This is a genomic window from Rossellomorea marisflavi, from assembly GCF_022170785.1.
In the GTDB taxonomy this organism is placed as follows: Bacteria; Bacillota; Bacilli; order Bacillales; family Bacillaceae_B; genus Rossellomorea; species Rossellomorea marisflavi_B.
Map to the genome: position 1 here is coordinate 704,413 of NZ_CP081870.1, position 16,781 is coordinate 721,193.

Annotated in this window: 25 protein-coding genes and 1 riboswitch; of the genes, 19 read left to right on the forward strand and 6 right to left on the reverse strand. The window is 51.7% G+C overall.

The genetic code is table 11. The annotated features are described in order from the left end of the window. Positions 1 to 78 precede the first annotated feature (78 nt). Together K6T23_RS03625 and K6T23_RS03630 are read right to left on the reverse strand one after the other, a co-directional pair. The gene (locus K6T23_RS03625; protein ID WP_048012284.1) at positions 79 to 486 is read right to left on the reverse strand and encodes an ApeP family dehydratase; all 408 of its coding nucleotides are present in this window, start codon (positions 484 to 486) and stop codon (positions 79 to 81) included. Further along, entirely contained in the window at positions 483 to 1,481 is a 999-nt protein-coding gene (locus tag K6T23_RS03630) for a ketoacyl-ACP synthase III (RefSeq protein WP_231578702.1), read from the reverse strand. The genes K6T23_RS03625 and K6T23_RS03630 overlap by 4 nt, the downstream gene beginning before the upstream one ends. A 336-nt stretch (positions 1,482 to 1,817) precedes the next feature. Between K6T23_RS03630 and K6T23_RS03635 the strand changes: the two genes are divergently transcribed. Continuing rightward, positions 1,818 to 2,744 (forward strand): 1,4-dihydroxy-2-naphthoate polyprenyltransferase, encoded by a 927-nt coding sequence (locus K6T23_RS03635; protein WP_048006906.1) that lies wholly within the window; start codon positions 1,818 to 1,820, stop codon positions 2,742 to 2,744. A 38-nt stretch (positions 2,745 to 2,782) separates the two neighbouring features. On the opposite strand, the gene K6T23_RS03640 is transcribed toward K6T23_RS03635, so the two are convergent. Further along, positions 2,783 to 3,700: a hypothetical protein gene (locus tag K6T23_RS03640; protein WP_048012286.1), complete on the reverse strand. Its 918-nt coding sequence runs from the start codon at positions 3,698 to 3,700 to the stop codon at positions 2,783 to 2,785. Positions 3,701 to 3,822: 122 nt separating this feature from the next. Between K6T23_RS03640 and K6T23_RS03645 the strand changes: the two genes are divergently transcribed. Both K6T23_RS03645 and K6T23_RS03650 read left to right on the forward strand, forming a co-directional pair. Continuing rightward, on the forward strand, positions 3,823 to 4,257 hold the full coding sequence (locus K6T23_RS03645; RefSeq protein WP_048012287.1) for an HIT family protein: 435 nt from the start codon (positions 3,823 to 3,825) through the stop codon (positions 4,255 to 4,257). Next, positions 4,220 to 4,717 (forward strand): GNAT family N-acetyltransferase, encoded by a 498-nt coding sequence (locus tag K6T23_RS03650; protein WP_159129197.1) that lies wholly within the window; start codon positions 4,220 to 4,222, stop codon positions 4,715 to 4,717. Before K6T23_RS03645 ends, K6T23_RS03650 begins: the two co-directional genes overlap by 38 nt. Here the strand turns inward: K6T23_RS03650 and K6T23_RS03655 are convergent. Then, on the reverse strand, positions 4,662 to 5,387 hold the full coding sequence (locus K6T23_RS03655) for an isochorismatase family protein (RefSeq protein WP_082139805.1): 726 nt from the start codon (positions 5,385 to 5,387) through the stop codon (positions 4,662 to 4,664). The genes K6T23_RS03650 and K6T23_RS03655 overlap by 56 nt on opposite strands. Before the next feature lie 151 nt (positions 5,388 to 5,538). On the opposite strand from K6T23_RS03655, the gene K6T23_RS03660 reads away from it, so the two are divergent. The 6 genes from K6T23_RS03660 (at position 5,539) to K6T23_RS03685 (ending at position 7,992) form a co-directional block, all read left to right on the forward strand. Then, positions 5,539 to 5,973 (forward strand): Lrp/AsnC family transcriptional regulator, encoded by a 435-nt coding sequence (locus K6T23_RS03660; protein WP_048012289.1) that lies wholly within the window; start codon positions 5,539 to 5,541, stop codon positions 5,971 to 5,973. Continuing rightward, entirely contained in the window at positions 5,970 to 6,119 is a 150-nt protein-coding gene (locus K6T23_RS03665; protein WP_238283596.1) for a hypothetical protein, read from the forward strand. The genes K6T23_RS03660 and K6T23_RS03665 overlap by 4 nt, the downstream gene beginning before the upstream one ends. An 11-nt stretch (positions 6,120 to 6,130) precedes the next feature. Next, the gene (locus K6T23_RS03670; RefSeq protein ID WP_048012290.1) at positions 6,131 to 6,523 is read left to right on the forward strand and encodes a DUF4181 domain-containing protein; all 393 of its coding nucleotides are present in this window, start codon (positions 6,131 to 6,133) and stop codon (positions 6,521 to 6,523) included. 12 nt (positions 6,524 to 6,535) lie between these two features. Then, positions 6,536 to 6,931: a DUF4181 domain-containing protein gene (locus K6T23_RS03675; RefSeq protein WP_238283597.1), complete on the forward strand. Its 396-nt coding sequence runs from the start codon at positions 6,536 to 6,538 to the stop codon at positions 6,929 to 6,931. 40 nt (positions 6,932 to 6,971) lie between these two features. Further along, positions 6,972 to 7,379 carry a DUF4181 domain-containing protein gene (locus K6T23_RS03680; RefSeq protein WP_238283598.1) on the forward strand — a complete coding sequence of 136 codons (408 nt, stop codon included), beginning with the start codon at positions 6,972 to 6,974 and terminating at the stop codon, positions 7,377 to 7,379. Between the two features lie 202 nt (positions 7,380 to 7,581). Beyond that, the gene (locus tag K6T23_RS03685) at positions 7,582 to 7,992 is read left to right on the forward strand and encodes a DUF4181 domain-containing protein (protein WP_238283599.1); all 411 of its coding nucleotides are present in this window, start codon (positions 7,582 to 7,584) and stop codon (positions 7,990 to 7,992) included. 40 nt (positions 7,993 to 8,032) lie between these two features. On the opposite strand, the gene K6T23_RS03690 is transcribed toward K6T23_RS03685, so the two are convergent. Next, on the reverse strand, positions 8,033 to 9,208 hold the full coding sequence (locus K6T23_RS03690) for an iron-containing alcohol dehydrogenase (protein WP_238283600.1): 1,176 nt from the start codon (positions 9,206 to 9,208) through the stop codon (positions 8,033 to 8,035). A gap of 209 nt (positions 9,209 to 9,417) precedes the next feature. Here K6T23_RS03690 and K6T23_RS03695 point away from each other — a divergent pair, with 209 nt between their 5' ends. The 9 genes from K6T23_RS03695 (at position 9,418) to K6T23_RS03730 (ending at position 15,215) form a co-directional block, all read left to right on the forward strand. Further along, positions 9,418 to 9,876, forward strand: coding sequence for a 2-thiouracil desulfurase family protein (locus tag K6T23_RS03695; RefSeq protein WP_053428661.1), 459 nt, complete (start codon positions 9,418 to 9,420; stop codon positions 9,874 to 9,876). Between the two features lie 89 nt (positions 9,877 to 9,965). Continuing rightward, on the forward strand, positions 9,966 to 10,892 hold the full coding sequence (locus K6T23_RS03700) for a DUF2785 domain-containing protein (protein ID WP_159129205.1): 927 nt from the start codon (positions 9,966 to 9,968) through the stop codon (positions 10,890 to 10,892). 11 nt (positions 10,893 to 10,903) lie between these two features. Continuing rightward, positions 10,904 to 11,000: riboswitch (SAM riboswitch) on the forward strand. A gap of 57 nt (positions 11,001 to 11,057) precedes the next feature. Beyond that, positions 11,058 to 12,224 (forward strand): M20 metallopeptidase family protein, encoded by a 1,167-nt coding sequence (locus K6T23_RS03705; protein WP_238283601.1) that lies wholly within the window; start codon positions 11,058 to 11,060, stop codon positions 12,222 to 12,224. A gap of 27 nt (positions 12,225 to 12,251) precedes the next feature. Then, positions 12,252 to 12,668, forward strand: a complete 417-nt coding sequence (locus tag K6T23_RS03710) for a hypothetical protein (RefSeq protein ID WP_238283602.1) — start codon at positions 12,252 to 12,254, stop codon at positions 12,666 to 12,668. Positions 12,669 to 13,077: 409 nt separating this feature from the next. Then, positions 13,078 to 13,458: an SDR family NAD(P)-dependent oxidoreductase gene (locus K6T23_RS22150; RefSeq protein ID WP_273546600.1), complete on the forward strand. Its 381-nt coding sequence runs from the start codon at positions 13,078 to 13,080 to the stop codon at positions 13,456 to 13,458. Continuing rightward, positions 13,455 to 13,868 (forward strand): SDR family NAD(P)-dependent oxidoreductase, encoded by a 414-nt coding sequence (locus tag K6T23_RS22155; RefSeq protein WP_273546601.1) that lies wholly within the window; start codon positions 13,455 to 13,457, stop codon positions 13,866 to 13,868. The genes K6T23_RS22150 and K6T23_RS22155 overlap by 4 nt, the downstream gene beginning before the upstream one ends. 114 nt (positions 13,869 to 13,982) lie before the next feature. Further along, on the forward strand, positions 13,983 to 14,174 hold the full coding sequence (locus tag K6T23_RS03720) for a hypothetical protein (RefSeq protein WP_053428656.1): 192 nt from the start codon (positions 13,983 to 13,985) through the stop codon (positions 14,172 to 14,174). Positions 14,175 to 14,199: 25 nt separating this feature from the next. After that, entirely contained in the window at positions 14,200 to 14,778 is a 579-nt protein-coding gene (locus tag K6T23_RS03725; protein ID WP_238283603.1) for a GNAT family N-acetyltransferase, read from the forward strand. A gap of 32 nt (positions 14,779 to 14,810) precedes the next feature. Then, the gene (locus K6T23_RS03730; RefSeq protein ID WP_238283604.1) at positions 14,811 to 15,215 is read left to right on the forward strand and encodes a cytidine deaminase; all 405 of its coding nucleotides are present in this window, start codon (positions 14,811 to 14,813) and stop codon (positions 15,213 to 15,215) included. Here K6T23_RS03730 and K6T23_RS03735 read toward each other — a convergent pair whose 3' ends face one another. Then, positions 15,216 to 16,157: a 3-oxoacyl-ACP synthase III family protein gene (locus K6T23_RS03735; RefSeq protein ID WP_231578704.1), complete on the reverse strand. Its 942-nt coding sequence runs from the start codon at positions 16,155 to 16,157 to the stop codon at positions 15,216 to 15,218. It abuts the gene before it with no gap. Between the two features lie 125 nt (positions 16,158 to 16,282). Here K6T23_RS03735 and K6T23_RS03740 point away from each other — a divergent pair, with 125 nt between their 5' ends. Further along, on the forward strand, positions 16,283 to 16,780 hold the full coding sequence (locus K6T23_RS03740; RefSeq protein WP_238283605.1) for an NUDIX domain-containing protein: 498 nt from the start codon (positions 16,283 to 16,285) through the stop codon (positions 16,778 to 16,780). Position 16,781: the final 1 nt, after the last annotated feature.

The following is a 16,781-nucleotide window of genomic DNA, read 5'->3' on the forward strand; positions in this document are numbered from 1 at the left end:
TATTACCTATAGTTGTTTTCCAATTCAGTAAGTGGATTGGCATAAAAAAAGAGACAAGCAGATCGCTTGTCTCGATTGTTACGTGATGGATTGGAAGGCGAACAGGAGGTCGGCTTCACAGACGATCCTGCTGTCGATGGCCGCCGTACCTCTCCCTTTCACGATCCTTCCTTTATTCCGTGTGATGTCGATTGTAAGAGTCAGCCGGTCACCGGCAAAGACGTCCTGGTAAAACCGGCAGTTATCGATGCCGGCAAGCATGCCAAGGCCGTTGCTCCGGCTCTCGGAATGGAGCGCGGCTCCGCTCATCTGGGCCATGGCCTCAAGGATGAACCCGCGGGGGAAGGCGCCGTCCGGTGACCCTTCACAATCATGTTGTGAAATGAGTTTCACGCCCACCGCCCGTTTTCCTTCTTCCACTTCCGTGATCTTATCAATCAGGAGGAAGGGGAACCGGTGAGGCAGGATGCTCCGGACGTCCCTCATGCCTTTGGACTGTCGGGACTCCAGTTCAATACGAGTCCGAGATGGGTAAGTCCGCCACCGAATCCGTACAGAAGCATCGTGTCGCCATCGTTCACTTTTCCTTCTTTGATCCCTTTATGGATGGCAAGGGGGATCGAAGCAGAAGAAGTGTTGCCGAAGTACTGCATGCTTGTCAGGGTATTGTCGACATTGATCCCGGCTTTGTCACAGATCGACTCCACCATGCGGAGGTTTGCGCTGTGAGGGATGAACCAGTCAAGCTTGTCCCGCTCGATGCCGGATTTCGTCAGAAGCTCTTCTACGCCGCCTGGGATCGTGCGCGTTGCCCACTTATAGACTTCGCGTCCGTTCTGTACCATCTTCCCGGATGGATCAAGCTCCTGTCCGTGAAGAGTAGGAGCGAATGTACGGCGGTATACGTGGGCTCCGCCGGCTCCGTTTGCGCCCATGTGGCTCGCGAGGAAGCTTGGGTTCTCTTCATCATATTCGACGAGCATGGCAGCAGCAGCGTCTCCGAAAAGTATGCAGGTCGAGCGGTCTGTATAGTCCGTCACCTTCGTCAGCGTTTCAGACGCGACAACGAGGATTTTTTTATGGATCCCGCTTGATACCATGTTGTTGGCCACATGCAGGGAATAGGTGAAGCCGGCACAGGTGGCATTCAGATCGAAGGCACCGGTTGCAGGTATGTCGAAGTGATTCTGGATCAGGCAGGCAACACTCGGGAAGGCATGATCCGGCGTGGTCGTCGCCACGATGATGCAGTCGACGTCGCTCAGATCTTTTCCGTACCCGTCAATCAGGTTCTGGACGGCCCCGAAGGCAAGATGGGAAGCGAATTGATCATCGGCTGCAACGCGGCGTTCATGCATGCCGGTGCGCTGGACGATCCATTCATCAGTCGTGTCCACCATTTTCTCAAGGTCTGCGTTTGTCAGTTTTTTCTCAGGCACATACGTTCCGATTGCCGTGATACGTGCGCGTGATTGGTTCAAAAGAAGGACCACCTTTTTCATGAATTGTGTTTACACCATATATTATGACCAGGTACTAAATCCTCTCCATTATACGCCTTTTTACCGAATTCTTCAATCACCCGGATTTCGGGGATTGAAAAAAAGGTCGAATTCCTGCCTTCTACTTGTCTTTGAGCTCTTGTGAAAGCACCACGGAGAGATTAAGATAAGAAGAGAAGGAGAAATATAACTGAATGAGGCCTGAACCAGGAGTCACGCATGAGGCGCGAACTTCTATTTGCCATGCTGAAGCATGCGCATGGACAAATCGGGTCCAACAGCAGTATATTTAACCTTGCATGAAAGGATGATTAGATGAAACAATCGCACCAAACGATAGAGACGCCCAGCAAAGCCAGCATCCTTTGGCAGCTGACCCGTCCCCACACCCTGACTGCATCCTTCGTCCCGGTATTCATCGGAACGGTTTCCGCCATGTACGAGACGAACATCAGCGTCTGGATGTTCCTAGCGATGCTTTTCGCGTGTCTGTGCCTGCAGATTGCCACGAACTTATTCAATGAATATTACGATTTCAAACGTGGGCTCGACACGGAAGACTCGGTCGGAATCGGGGGCGCCATCGTCCGCCACGGCATGAAGCCGAGGACGGTCCTTCAGATGGCCCTTACCTGCTATACGCTGGCTGTCCTTGCCGGAATCTATATCTGCGCCAACAGCAGCTGGTGGCTTGCCGCCATCGGAATCGGCGGGATGCTCATCGGCTACCTATATACAGGAGGCCCGCTGCCGATTGCCTACACGCCATTCGGTGAGCTGTTCTCAGGCGTCAGCATGGGAGCAGCCTTCGTCCTGATCGCATTCTTCATCCAGACAGGAACCGTCGATCAGACGACGATCCTGATCTCGATCCCGATCGCGATCCTGGTCGGAGCCATCAACCTGTCCAACAATATCCGGGATATTGAAGAAGACACGATCGGTGGACGGAAGACGCTTGCGATCCTCATGGGTCACAAAAAAGCCGTCTATTTCCTCGGCTTCTCGTTCTTCGTCTCCTATGCGTGGCTGATCGGCCTCATCATCGCCGGCACCGTCAGCCCGTGGGTCCTGCTCGTCTTCCTGAGCATCCCGAAACCGGTCCAAGCCATTAAATCCTTCCTCGGAAAAGGCGGACCTGCCCATTCGGGACTTGCCATGAAAGCGACCGCCCAGACGAACACATTCTTCGGATTGCTGCTGTCAGTGGCACTCTTCATCAATTACTTCATCGTCCGATGAACAAAAAGACGACTCCAATGTGGGGTCGTCTTTTTGGTTTATCGTTTTCTGCCGGGGCGGATTGCCCTTTTATTCCCGAAACGGCTCAGGAAGAAAGCGCCGTTATGAAAGACCGCGAAGATCAGGAGGGTCGTCCATATACTGGAATAGTGCGCTGCCGTGATGGGGGTGTACAGATTCGCCGTCGTCAGTCCTCCAAATAAGGCCACCCCGACCATCACCGTATCAAGGAGCGATTGAACAGGCTTCCAGGCATTGTGCAGATAGGTCGGGAATAAAAGGACCAGGATGCCAAGCACAAGAAACATGGAATTCACGTCCTCATCAAGTCGCCAGTGAGGAAGCCAGATCAGAGCCGTCAGGAATGTACCGATGAAGACGATAAGGCGGACTTTCTTCATCCTGTCCATGGATCGCTCTTCCTCCCGCTCCTTTCGTTTGTAAAAAGAATCGGGTTTCCATTGAGGCGGTGCGAATTCTTCATTTTTCATATCAACCCGTTCGGGGAAATCAAGGCCAGCCTCATGAAGGGGTTGCCGGATAATCGATTCATAATGAAAGTCGAAATCCTCCCGTTTCGCATCATGCAGGTCAAGATCGGTCACATAAGCTGGAATAGCGTGAGTATGTATACGTTGGATCCAGGAGTCAACGTCTTTTTTGGTTTCCGACAGAAAGGAAAGGTAGGTAATATCCCCGTTGCTTTCCACTCTGAATACCAGTCGAAGTCCTTGCCTGTACAGATTTTTTTTCTTTCCCGAACTATCCCTTGATCTCGCGTGCATCCTGATCCAGGCTGGCCCAATCAGGACTTCTTTTATATCACTGAAGGGAACCAGACGCTCAATTTTTTCATTGGTTTCACGATCCAAGCCGCTTTGCACATATCCTTCATCGGTCCACCACGACTTATGGAATATAAAAACGGGATCATGTTCATATTTTTGCAGGTCCATGCTAAACACCTCTCGTAATCGATACGGGTGAACATACACGCTGGTTTCACCTGAGTACAAATCTATCCTAGAGTCTTATTCCACTCATATGGTAAAATAAACCTAAAAAGGAGTGAACGACCATGAATTGTATAGGCTGCAGATTGGCCAAGAAACAAGAGAACGTCCATGTGGTGTACGAAACAGCCACCCTTACATGCATCCTTGACTATATGTCGTTCAATCCGGGTCATGTCATGATCCTTCCAAAGCAGCACGCGGCAGAGGTGGAGGAGCTTGATCCGAAGATGGCCATCGAAATCATGGAAGCGTCGCGCTTCCTTTCTAAAGCTGTAAAGGCGGCGTTCAATCCTGATGGCATCACGATCATCCAAAACGGCGGGGGATTCAACGACCTCGACCATTATCATATGCATGTGATCCCTCGTTTTGAAGGACAGGATTTTGCCGAGTTCTTCTCTGAGGAGGGAGAGCCGGCGCAAGAAGAGGATCTTGCTCAGGCTGCCCAGAAGCTGATCCGTGTCATCAAAGAGATGGAGCAGCATGCTCGAGTTTGAGCCGAACAGTCGGATGCGGAAGAAGATGAAGGCCGAGGTGGAGATCATGAATTCCAATCCCGCCTTCAATTTTCTGGCCAGGGACCGGGAAACAATCGGGTTTGATGAAGTGGAATCAGAGTTCCAGGAATGCGAACGCCGGGGAGTGAGGCGCCTTCTGGTGAAAAAAGACCGCCGATACGTGGCGGTCATTGATTATTGCCTCCAGAATCCGTCCGATTCAGAGGCTTGGATCAGCCTCTTCGTCGTCCACCGTGCCCATCAGGGGACGGGGGTCGCCCATGAAGCGTACGGGGAATTGGAAGCGCTTGTCGGGAGAAGCGGCAGGAGCCGCCTCCGTTTGGCCGTCCACGCTTCGAACGAGGCGGGACTGGCATTTTGGATGAAGAAGGGCTTTCACTCCTTTAAGGAAGTGGACATTGGAGGGAAGCCCCACTATTGTCTGGAAAAAGAGCTCTAACATAATCGGTTGTCTTTACTACGGTGGCAAACTCACCGTGAAGGGTGGCGAGGGATACGTCGTGAACGAGTGTAGCATCCAGGGTGCGGCCCTCGGGATCGACAAGATCGAAGGCAGCCGTTGCATCGGATAGCACGAAGGTCGTGAATCCGAGATTGCCGCTCATCCTTGCCGACGTGGAGATGCAGTGTGGTGTCGTCAAGCCGGCGATCACCACTTCTGTGATTCCGAGGTGACTAAGGTGTTCCTCAAGTCCCGTTCCGATGAAGGCACTGTTCACACCTTTCTCGAGCACGGTCTCACCGGGGATCGGGTCGAAGCCTTCTTTAAAGCGGAAGCCTTCCTTCGAAGAATGGAAAATGGACTCCGGATGAAGCGACCGGTGCCGGATGTGGATGACCTCCCAGCCGAGGCGCCTCCATTCATTCAAAACAAACAGCATCTCTTCCTCCGCATGGGGGTTATTCCGCGGTCCCCACTGCGGGTGGAGGAACGCCTGCTGCACATCGATAAGGAGCAGGGCACGCTTCACCTTCGGCACCAGCGTTCCACCGCAGTTCGGACAGACGCTTTTGAAGCTCTCCGTACATTCACTGCAAAAGGTGCAGTCATGAGAGCAATGGTAAGCTCCCTCATCCATCTTCTTTTCACACGCTAAACAATGTTCCATGTCCAATCACTCCTATTCTTTCATTCTAGTATTCAGTTTATTGGAAAAAGATAGGCGGGACTATGCTATCATGAAGGAAAATACGTCGGAACGCCGTAAAAACAACGGAAGAAATGGCGATCGGACTTAAAAGATAAGGTGGGAGCGAATCATGGACGAAATCAATCGTCAGATCATGGAAGAACTACAGCAGGACGGGCGGCTGTCGATGACCGAACTCGGGAGGCGGGTGTCGCTGTCGGTACCGGCGGTGAAGGAGAGGGTGATGCGCCTTGAGGAGCAGGGAGTCATCACGGGATATCATGCAAAGGTCGATCCTGACCGGGTAGGCAAGACCGTCAAGGCGTTCATCCTTATGAAGACGCATCGCTGCAAAGCATTCCGCTCCTTCTGCAGGGAGCACGCCGATGTGATGGAATGCCACCGGCTTACAGGGGAATACAGTTACCTCGTGAAGCTGGTCACGGGAACCAATGCAGAACTCGAAGATTTCATCGACGCTGCCATGGAATACGGCGAGCCCTATACGATGATGAATCTGTCATCCCCAGTTCCCGGGAAGCCGCTTACGGTCGGTGAAGCGTGATGGCATTTCTACTCGGATTTGTCATTTGTTTTGCCATAAGTGGGACGTTGAATATGCTGCTCAACATGCGACGGGGAGTGGACTGGGGCGTGTCGGTGTTTGTGAGCCTGCTGGCTGCAACGGCTATAGGGGTTTTTCTGGGGTAGGAGGAGAGAAAATGAATGTAATCCTGTTTTTTTTAGCATTTTTCTTTGTTTATCATATAGGATCTTTCATTTTAGGAAGGATCCTGAAAAGGAAGCTGCATCTCGGTAAGAAGAAGAACCATCACTATAACGAAACCCACAGGCAATGGAATAAGCGAGTCAGAAGGATAATTCTGGTGATTGTGATGGTTGTATTAGGTGTTTCCTATTACTATGATCTCAACCCTGCATACGTATGTATTCTGGTCTTGATCGGACTCATTCTCCAAGAGTTGTTCGAGGCGTATATGGATTGGAAGTATTCAGAGGAGCGCAACGAATACATACGATCGCTTATCGAAACAGGATACATGGCATTCGGCCTGACCCTTTTCATTGCGATTCTATCTACAAGCATACTGTAAGGAGTGTTACAAATGGAAAACGGTACAAGGATGCTCATTGTCCTTGGCGTGTTCATAGCAACTTATATCCTTTTGGAATGGGCGCTGGGTAAATGGCTTAAGATTGAAAAAAAGAAGAAGGGGTATCACAACGAACAGCATAAGGATTTGGAAGTCAAAACAAGTGGTGTGTTGATGTTCATCATTCTGATCAGTTTTATGATGTCTGTGGACGGTGGGGTGATGCGAGATATGCTGCCTTACGTCTTCATCGTCTGTATCATCCTTCAGAACGCACTACGGGTGTACTGGGAATGGAAATATTCTGATGGGAGTAAAGAGTATATCCGTATGATCATTACCATGAGCTACATGGTTGTATTCTTTATCACGGCATTCGCTACGAACTTTTATTGGGCGGTTCGCTAGATCGTGATGAACGATCAACCAAAGGGAGAAGGGGAATTATATGGATACATGGATCTGGCTTATCGTCATATTGGGAGTGTTTTTGGGAGTGTATTATCTTCTGCAATGGGCGTTGGGGAAATGGCTCCATCTTGGGAAGAGGAGGCATTACCGGACGTTTCACAATGAAACGCATAAAAAATGGGACCTTAGGGTGCGTTTAGTATCTGCGTTGATCATTGCAGTGGGATGTATGTGGGGCATCAGTCGAGGAGTCGATGAATCATTTTGGAAGGTTATCCTGGTTTCGAACTTTGCGGGAGTGTTCTTTCAAGAGCTATGCACTGCCTACATGGAATGGAAGTACTCAGAGCAGCGAAGGGAATATATTCGGGTGCTGGCATCAGCAGGGTATGTACTGGTATTTCTGTTGACAATTTACGTCACCAACCTCTTCGGGCTGGTATGAAGGCCGAGGAAGCTGTCGGACATGTACTCTTTTTCAATACGGTTCATCAACCTTGAGCCATAACGGGTCTCTGCTAATTTGACGGGTGCCGTGGCGAGGCAAGGGGCAGGCGAATATACATGGATGGAGTTTCACCTCTCATCCATTTTGGTAGGATGCTTGTTGGTTGAGCTCATCATGTGTTGATCAAGGAGGCTGTTCGATGGCGAGTATGGCTTTGGTACTGCTCGTGTTGTTCGTATTTGCGGCGCTGTACATGGTGTTGCAGTGGGCGCTGGGGAAATGGCTCCATCTCGAGAGTCGGAGGAAGTTTCCCACTTTTTACAACGAGACGCACTGGAAATGGCATAAGATAATGTGCTGGGTCAGTTTGGGTATTCTCATGTCCTCGTTCATATGGGTGATGATCCTTCAGGGCGGTGATGAGTCGTTATGGTTCGTGCTGCTGTTTGCGATGTTCGCGAGCATAACGATTCCTGAGTTGTGTCGCGCGTATATGGAGTGGAAGTATTCCGAGCAACGAAAGGAATATATCCGCGTACTGCTGAGCGTAGCGTATTTGCTATCTTTCATGATGATCCTGTACGTCACGGATTTTTTCTGGATTTCCTGACAAAAAGCCCTGTCCACACGCGGACAGGGCTTTCGTTGTTTTATAGGGAAGCCTTCAGGATGGAAAGGATGTCTTCTTTTCCGAGTTTCTTGAAGTTACCGAAGCCTCCGTATTCCATTTCGCGGGCGGCGATGCCGGCGATTTCGTCGAGGCGGTCTTCGCCGATGTTGTAGTCGGCGAGTCTGGATGGCGCTCCGAGACTGGTCCAGAACGCGCTCAGTTTCTCGACACCTTCAAGGGCGATATCTTTGTCGCTGCGTCCTTCCGTCTCGATATCGAACATGCTGAGCATGAGGCGCTTCATGCGGACCGGATCATGGTCGATGACGTGGCGCATCCAGTTCGGGAACAGGATCGCCAGTCCGCCGGCATGGGGGATATCGTATACGGCCGACACGGCGTGTTCGATCGTATGGGACGCCCAGTCGCCGAAGTAGCCCATTTGAAGAGTACCGTTCAGGGCGATGGTACCTGAGTACAGGATCGTTTCGCGGTTCTCGTAGCTCTCGAGGTCGTCAAGGAGTTTCGGCGCTGTTTCGATCACAGTCTGAAGGACCGAATAGCATAAATTGTCCTGGAGCGGCGTGTTTGCTACATTGTGGAAGTACTGTTCGAACACGTGGCTCATCATGTCCACCATGCCGTAGATCGTCTGGTCGCGTGGAACCGACATCGTATTGACCGGATCAAGGATGGAGAAGGCAGGGTGAGTCACGCCTGGGCTACCCCATACATACTTCTCGTTCGTCTCCCAGTTGGTGATGACAGAGTCCGGGTTCATTTCAGATCCGGTTGCGGCAAGGGTCAGCACGGTCCCGAACGGAAGGGCATCCTGAGCGATGACCTGCTTATTGATGATGTCCCAGACGTCGCCGTCATACTTTGCACCAGCAGCGATGGCTTTCGTGCAGTCGATCACGCTTCCTCCACCGACGGCGAGCATGAAGTCGATGTTCTCCTCACGGCAGATGTCGATTCCTTTCCGGACCGTGGATAGACGCGGGTTCGGTTCGACCCCTGCAAGCTCGGATACGTTCACGTCAAGGTTCTTCAGGATGTCCAGCACCTGATCATACAGGCCGTTGCGCTTGATGCTTCCGCCTCCGTATACAAGCAGGACGTTCTTTCCGTACTGGGGGATCAAGTCCGTCAATGCATTGACCTGATTTTTTCCGAAAATCAGTTTCGTTGGATTATGATACGTAAAGTTTTCCATCTTGTCAGCCTCCTCTGAGTTGTCGTTAAGAATCAAAGGTGCAAGTATAACGCGGGTCGGAAGGTTTAGCAAGTGAAGGGGTCTGTCGATTCTGCACCCATCATGAGACATTATGACTGATATTGGCAAAAGTTTTATTTTTGTTGTACAAAGGTTGAAAATTTGAAATAATAAGAATTGAATAGTTGTTCATAAGGGGGCGTTCAGGCATGCTGGTGGTAAGCGCATGTCTTGCAGGCATGAAGGTACGATACAATGGGACGGATTGCCTCGAAGACGTGATCGGAGAGATGGTCAGTTCGGGTAAGGCCGTCACGGTCTGCCCTGAGATTCTGGGTGGATTCCAAACCCCGCGTGAGCCTGCCGAGATCCAGGGCGGTACGGGTGAGGATGTGCTCGACGGTACGGCTCGCGTGCTGGACCGTTCAGGAGCGGATGTGACGGATCAATATGTAGCCGGTGCTGCTGAGACCCTCGCCATTTGCCGGAAGATGGGGGCGACGGAGATCGTCTTGAAGGAAAACAGTCCTTCCTGCGGCAGCTCCATGATCTACAATGGGGATTTTTCCGGAGAGAAGATTCCCGGGGAAGGTGTGACAACCGCACTCTTGAGAAGACATGGAATCAAGGTTTGGTCGGAAGAGGATGCTGTGAATGAATTTGTGTAAATTTACCATCGTTCTGCTAAACACCTGTGCTGATTAGCCGATGAATAATAGTAATGGCACATACAGACGCGGAACAGTTTCAACGGAACATGTCCTGGGTATTGTATGGAAAGAAAAGTAGAGATAGAGAACAGTCCTTCGACTGCAATACGATCACAAAGGGGCAAGAGAATCGAATGAGCGATGTAACAGGTCAAACCTTCTTACCTGAAGCAGAATTAAAGTCACTTCTGCAGCAAGGGGATGTCGAAGAAGGGAAACAACTGGACGTACTCCTGGCCATGGTGGAGCATATCGGGACGCCGGATCCCGTTCTCCGAGACAAATTGATTTACACCACCTTTTACCGATTGATCATTGAGGAAGACAGACTCCATACCGAAGTCCTGAAGGATCTCCTCGACCTTTCCATGGATCATCTTCTTATGAAGGGGATCGGTGAGGAAGGGACGGATTCCGTCTTCACGCGCGCCTTCACGACCCTCCTCATGGCACTCGTCCTTGGACGGGACAAAGAGGCCGATTTCTTATCAGAGGATAAGATCCAGGAAGCAGCCGATATCACGGTGGAATACCTGGAGCAGGAACAGGACGTGCGCGGCTTCGTCGAGGAAAAGGGATGGGCCCACAGTGTCGCCCACGCAGCAGACATGGTGGATGAGCTCGTGCTGAACCCAAAAGTCGATCAGGATATGTTCCCGGTCCTGCTGAAGGCACTATGGGAAAAGGTGTTGGTGTCACACCATGCCTATATCCATGATGAAGATGAGCGGCTCCTCGTCCCGATCCTTCAGATGATCTGGCAGGGGATGGATGAGGGGGAAGTCATAACGCTGGTGGAAAAACTTCCTGAGATGCTAGAGAAGCAGAAAGCCGAACTTGAGGAAGAGGCCTACTGGACTCTGTTTTTCAATGTGAAGACCTTCTCAAAAACCTTCTATATGAAACTGGAAGACTACCCGACCCTTTCAAAGCTGAGGGATGCGATCGACCGGGTCCTGAAAGAACTCAACTGAATAGTGCAATGCTCTTATGAAGAGAGGCGGAGGGACTGGCCCCATGAAGCCTCGGCAACCGGATCCACGGTGCCAAATCCAGCAGACAGTGCGTCTGAACGATAAGAGGCTGATGAAAGAGGCCTCTTGGAGAGGTCTTTTTTTATGAAGAGAAGGAGGAAGAGCATGACGAGACAAGAGATGTATACAGAACTTGAAGGAAACTTTGAAGAAACACGAAGCTGGAGGCGGCATCTCCACGAGAATCCCGAGCTATCCTTCCAGGAAACCGAAACCGCTCGCTTCATCGAAAGAAATCTGCGTGAGTTCGGGCTTGAGGTGAAGACCGGAATCGGCGGCAACGGCATCACCGGCACGCTCCGCGGGGCGAAGCCGGGCAAGACGATCGCCTTCCGGGCCGACTTCGATGCCTTGCCGATCACGGATGAAAAAGACGCACCGTACAAATCCAAGAATCCCGGCGTGATGCACGCATGTGGCCATGACGGGCATACGTCCGCCCTGTTGTCTGTTGCCAAGGTGCTGAGTCAATATGGACAAGACATCAACGGCACACTCATCTTCCTCTTCCAGCCGGCAGAAGAAACACCGCCGGGCGGAGCCAAATTCATGATCGAAGAAGGCGTGCTTGAAGGAGTGGACCATGTATTCGGAGCCCATCTTGCATCGGATTTGCCACTTGGGTCTTACGGCGTCGGAGAAGGCTTCCGCATGGCAGCCGTCGATAAATTCGCCATCCACATCAATGGCCTCGGCGGTCACGGCGCAAGGCCGCACACGACGATCGATCCACTCGTGATCGGCACGACCGTCGTCAACGCCCTCCAGCAGATCGTGAGCAGGAAGGTCGATCCCCTGAAATCCGCCGTCGTCACCATCGGCATTTTCAAAGCCGGAACCGCCTTCAACGTGATCCCCGACAACGTCACCATCGAAGGCACAGTGCGTACATTCGAAGGCGAAGTGCGCGACCAGGTCCAGGAAGAGATCCATTCGATTGTCGCCGGCATCACATCCGGATTCAAGGCGACGCACAGCATCGACTATCTGCGTGGCTACCCGGCCCTCTATAACCATCCGGAGGAAACGGAAATTGCCCGTCGCCTCTTCGCTGATCTTGGACCTGTGGCCGAGTCAGAGCCGACCATGGGCGCTGAAGACTTCGCCTATTACCTTCAGGAAAAGCCCGGTACCTTCTTCCGAGTCGGATCCCGGACGGATGACCTGGCAACCCAGTACTCCCATCACCACCCGCGCTTCGACATCGACGAACGCGCACTCGTTCACACGGGCAAAGCCTTCATCAAACTGGCCGAGCACTACGTTTTTTAACTTAACAGAAGAATAGGAGATACATAGATGACAACCTACAAAATCACGATGATGGACGCCTACGCCATCGAATCCCTCCGCGAAAAAGGCATCACCAATGAGATACTGCTTGAGGCCGCAGCAAGTGGAGATACAACGCGACTGTTGGAGGCAGATCCAGAAGGGAACTTCGATGCTTTGCTGAAACTCGCCGAGGATCGGCACGCGCTGGAGAGCATCCTGAATGATGGCTACCAGATCAAATTCGTTACCTACAACGGCCTTCGTAACCTTCTTCGCATGAAATTCCGCAAGCCGTTTACCGACTTGGACAACGGGATTGAAGGACTGCACCTCAGCGTGGAAGAGCTGATCCAGTTGAAGAAGCTGCTCTCAAGCAACTGGGTGTTGAAGGCAGAGGAAGCGAATGATGGGTATGTGGCCAGCGTGACGTATATCGAATAGGTGCATTGGACGGTCCCGGAGCTTCATTTTTTTATGAAGCGGTCGGGGCTTTTTTTGTTTGGGGGAGTGATGGATTGGAAGATTTGGAGTCTTAGGTGGGCGGAAGTTGGTAATATACGTGTGAAGTTGGAAGTACCGTTCCCGAGTTGACAGTAACCTCGAAGAGTTGAAAATAAAAAAGCCTGCCCGAAAAAAGTTGGAAGTAAAATCTCGAAAGTTGATAATAAATTTCCCAAAGTTGATAGAAAAAGTTTAAAAGTCGGTAGAAAATGGAGGTGGAATGATATAATTGGATATATAAGGAATTTAAAAATGAAGAAAGTATGCCATTTCATCCTGTTTTCCCGAAAATGTGACCAAACAAGACCCGTCCAGAATCAAAACCACCTAACATGAAGGGATTTTGACCATGAAACCACTACAAAACACCATCGCCCTCGTCACCGGTGCATCCCGCGGAGCAGGCAGGGGAATTGCCTACGAGCTAGGCGAAGCTGGGGCAACTGTCTATGTGACAGGACGAAGCATTCAGGGATCTACAACCGACAACCGACCGGAAACAATCGAAGAAACGGCCGCAGGAGTCACGGCACGCGGGGGGAAGGGGATCGCCGTTCGCTGTGATCATACCGACTCAACCGATGTCCGCCGTTTATTCGATGGTATCAAAGACGAACATGGCCGCATCGATCTTCTCGTCAACAGCGTGTTCGGCGGTTCGGAAAGCTCGCTTCCCCGTGCAGGAGGCAGGCGCTTCTGGGAGCGCCGGAGGAACACTGGGATGCGATGATGGGTGCGGGTGCCCATGCCTACGTTCTCACTGCCCGGGATGCCGTTCTCCTCATGATCCCGCAGCAAAAAGGGCTGATCGTCAACATCACCGCCCAGCTCGGTGATACGATTTCAGCTAACTTGTACTATGATCTTGCCATGAATGCCGTCAACCGGATGACCTTGGTGATGGCAAAGGAACTGAAGGAATACAATGTGTCGGCAGTGGCGCTGTGCCCCGGTTGGATGAGGACGGAAAGGGTCGTCGATGCTGGATTCGGCCCAGAGGACGGGGCGACGGAAACCACCGCCTATGTTGGGCGCGCAGTGGTCGCATTGGCTATGGATGCCCATGTTGCATCTCTATCCGGACGGGCCATTGAGGTCACTGAGTTGGCACGTGCATATGGATTTACCGATGTTGACTGAACCCGCTCCTCTACCCATTGAAATAACCGATGATTCTGAAAATCACCTTGTTGTTTTTGTTAAATGATGGAATAATAGTCAAATAGATAATGGATTCCATTAAGGGGGAAACCAATGATTGTCTTCCTCTATACCGGTATGTACCTGACACCGATCCTCAGTATCATATTCTGTTTGAATCTCGTCACGATCATGAAAAAGATCAAGAGGGATGAAAAAACGGCCATCAACACGTTCTGGTTGACACTTTCTTTCACTTTGATCGCATGGACACTCGTGATGATCACATTTCTTGGCTTAGAATGACGATAATCAAAAAGGAGGAAAACCCATGACCACCATCCAATCCATCTACAGCAACCCGCCCATCTTCGAAACGGAGCGACTGCTCCTCAGGAAGATCGCAGCGACCGATCTTGACGACATGTTCCGGTATGCATCTGACCCCGAGGTGACGAAGTACGTGCTGTGGGATACCCATCAGACCCTTGAGGATACGAGGCAGTTCCTTGATTATGCGCTGGAGGCGTACCGGAATGAGGAAGTGTCCCCTTGGGGGATCGAGTGCAAAGAGAACGGGAAATTCATCGGGACGATTGATTTTGTGTCATGGAGTGAGCGGCATCGGACAGCGGAGATCGGCTATACCATCGGACGCCCCTATTGGGGGAAAGGGTATATGACGGAAGCGGCCCGGCAACTCTTGACGTTCGGATTCGAGCATATGGACCTCCTCCGCATCCAGGCTAGATGCTTCCCGGAAAACATCGGGTCGGAGCGGGTGATGCAGAAGCTCGGGATGACGTATGAAGGGACGCTGCGGCAGGCGATGAATCTGAGGGGGACGCAGATGGATCTGAAGCAGTATTCGATTTTGAGGGAAGAGTTCTTCTCAAACGAAGGACATTAAACAACTATCAACGAATAAAGGAGCAATACACCATGACAATCGAACAACAACTATACGAAGCAGCCATCGACCTCATCAACACCCGCTACCCGACCGGATGGGGCGGGGCAGCGGCGATGATGACGAAGGGCGGGCGCTTGTTGACGAGCGTGGCTCCTGAGGTGATCAATGCGTCGACGGAGCTCTGCATGGAGACGGGGGCGATCCTAGAAGCGCATAAGTCTGCTGATGAAGTGACGCATACGATCTGTGTGGCCCGAGAGGATGAGCATGCATCATATCAGATTTTGACTCCATGCGGGGTGTGCCAGGAGCGTCTGTTTTACTGGGGACCCCAGGTGAAGGCCGGGATCTATACGGAAGACGGGCATGTAGAGTTCAAGAGGCTGGATGAGATCCAGCCGTTTCATTGGTATCAGGCGTATCGCGGGGAGTGATCAGCTTCCCCATCGAAGGGCGACGGCCCCCCATCCGAGTCCAGCTCCGTAGCCGACGAGGATGACGAGGTCGCCGTCTTTTATTTTGCCTTCAGTGACTTCCTTGTGAAGTCCGATGGGAATCGTGGGTGCGGATGAATTGCCGTAGTAGCGGATCGTGTGAGTGTGGACTTGTTCCATCGGATAGCCGAGGGACGCGATGCTCGTTTCGATGATGCGGAGATTGGACTGGTGCGGGATGATGAAGTGGACGTCGTCTAGGGTGTGGCCAGTCTGGGCAAGGATTTCGTTTACGGCTTCCGGGAACTTTTCGACGGCGAAATCGAAGACGGCCCGGCCGTTCATTTTGATATGTTTGTTCTCGTCGAGATGGAGGTGGTGACCGCCGCTTCCGTCCATCTGCATGGTGATGCCGAGGATCCCTCTGCCTTCCGGGACTTCTCCCACGATGACCGCGGCCGCGCCGTCCCCGAAGATAAGGGAGGTTTTATAATCATCGGGGTTGAGGAGGGAGGAGCACTTGTCCACGGCGACGACGAGTGATTTCTTATACATGCCGGTCTTCACGAACTGAACGGCGGTGGCGAGTCCTGTGATGAAGCTTGAACATCCCGAGTGAAGGTCGAGTCCGGCGCATTTCCTGGCACCAATCCGGTCCTGGACGAGGGCTGCGGTGATGTGGGTGTCGTGGGTGTTCGTGGCGATGATGACAAGGTCGATCTCTTCTGCATTGACGCCGGCGTTCTCAATGGCCCGCTTTCCGGCCCGCTCGCACAGCTCTGTGAGCGTTTCTTCCTTGCTGAGGTAGCGGCGCTCGATGATGCCGGTCTTCCGTTCGATGTCAGAGGCTTTCATGCCAAAGCGGGCACCGAGTTCTTCATTATTCACCACGCGGTCGGGAATATCGACACCGATCCCTAAGATTCCCGTGTTGACCATCATACACATTCCCCATTTCATGAGTTTTTCCTACATATTCATCCTAGCATAATTACAGGGATAAAAAGGAATTTAAAAGAATAATATGGAATTAGTATAAGTAGAAAGAATGAAAAGGGGGGCGTGTCATGACATATGTCACATGGGGCGGTGCAAGGATCAAGCTGTCGTGGACAGAATCGGATTCCCTACCGGATCCCTCGCGCATCACAAGTGCCCATGGGTTCTGCTTTTACGAAGGGAAGCTGCTTCTCGTTAATCTCCATTCAAGAGGGTGGGATATTCCCGGAGGTCATCTGGAAGCCGAGGAGACGCCGGAAGAATGCTTCAGGCGTGAAGCCATGGAGGAAGGATATGTAGAAGGCGACTGCACGATGCTCGGTCACATCACGGTGGATCATAGTGAGAACGACTCATGGACTGAAGACGGACCGTATCCAAAGGTCGGGTATCAGGTGTATTTCGTCATGGAAGTCACGAAGATCCATCCGTTTGAGGGGGAGCATGAGTCAGGGGCACGGCTTTTCATGGAACCTGCGAAGGCACCGGATCATTATAAAGGATGGATGGCACTGCATCAGGATATATTGGATCTAGCATGGAGAAAAATAGAAAAGGGGAGATGAA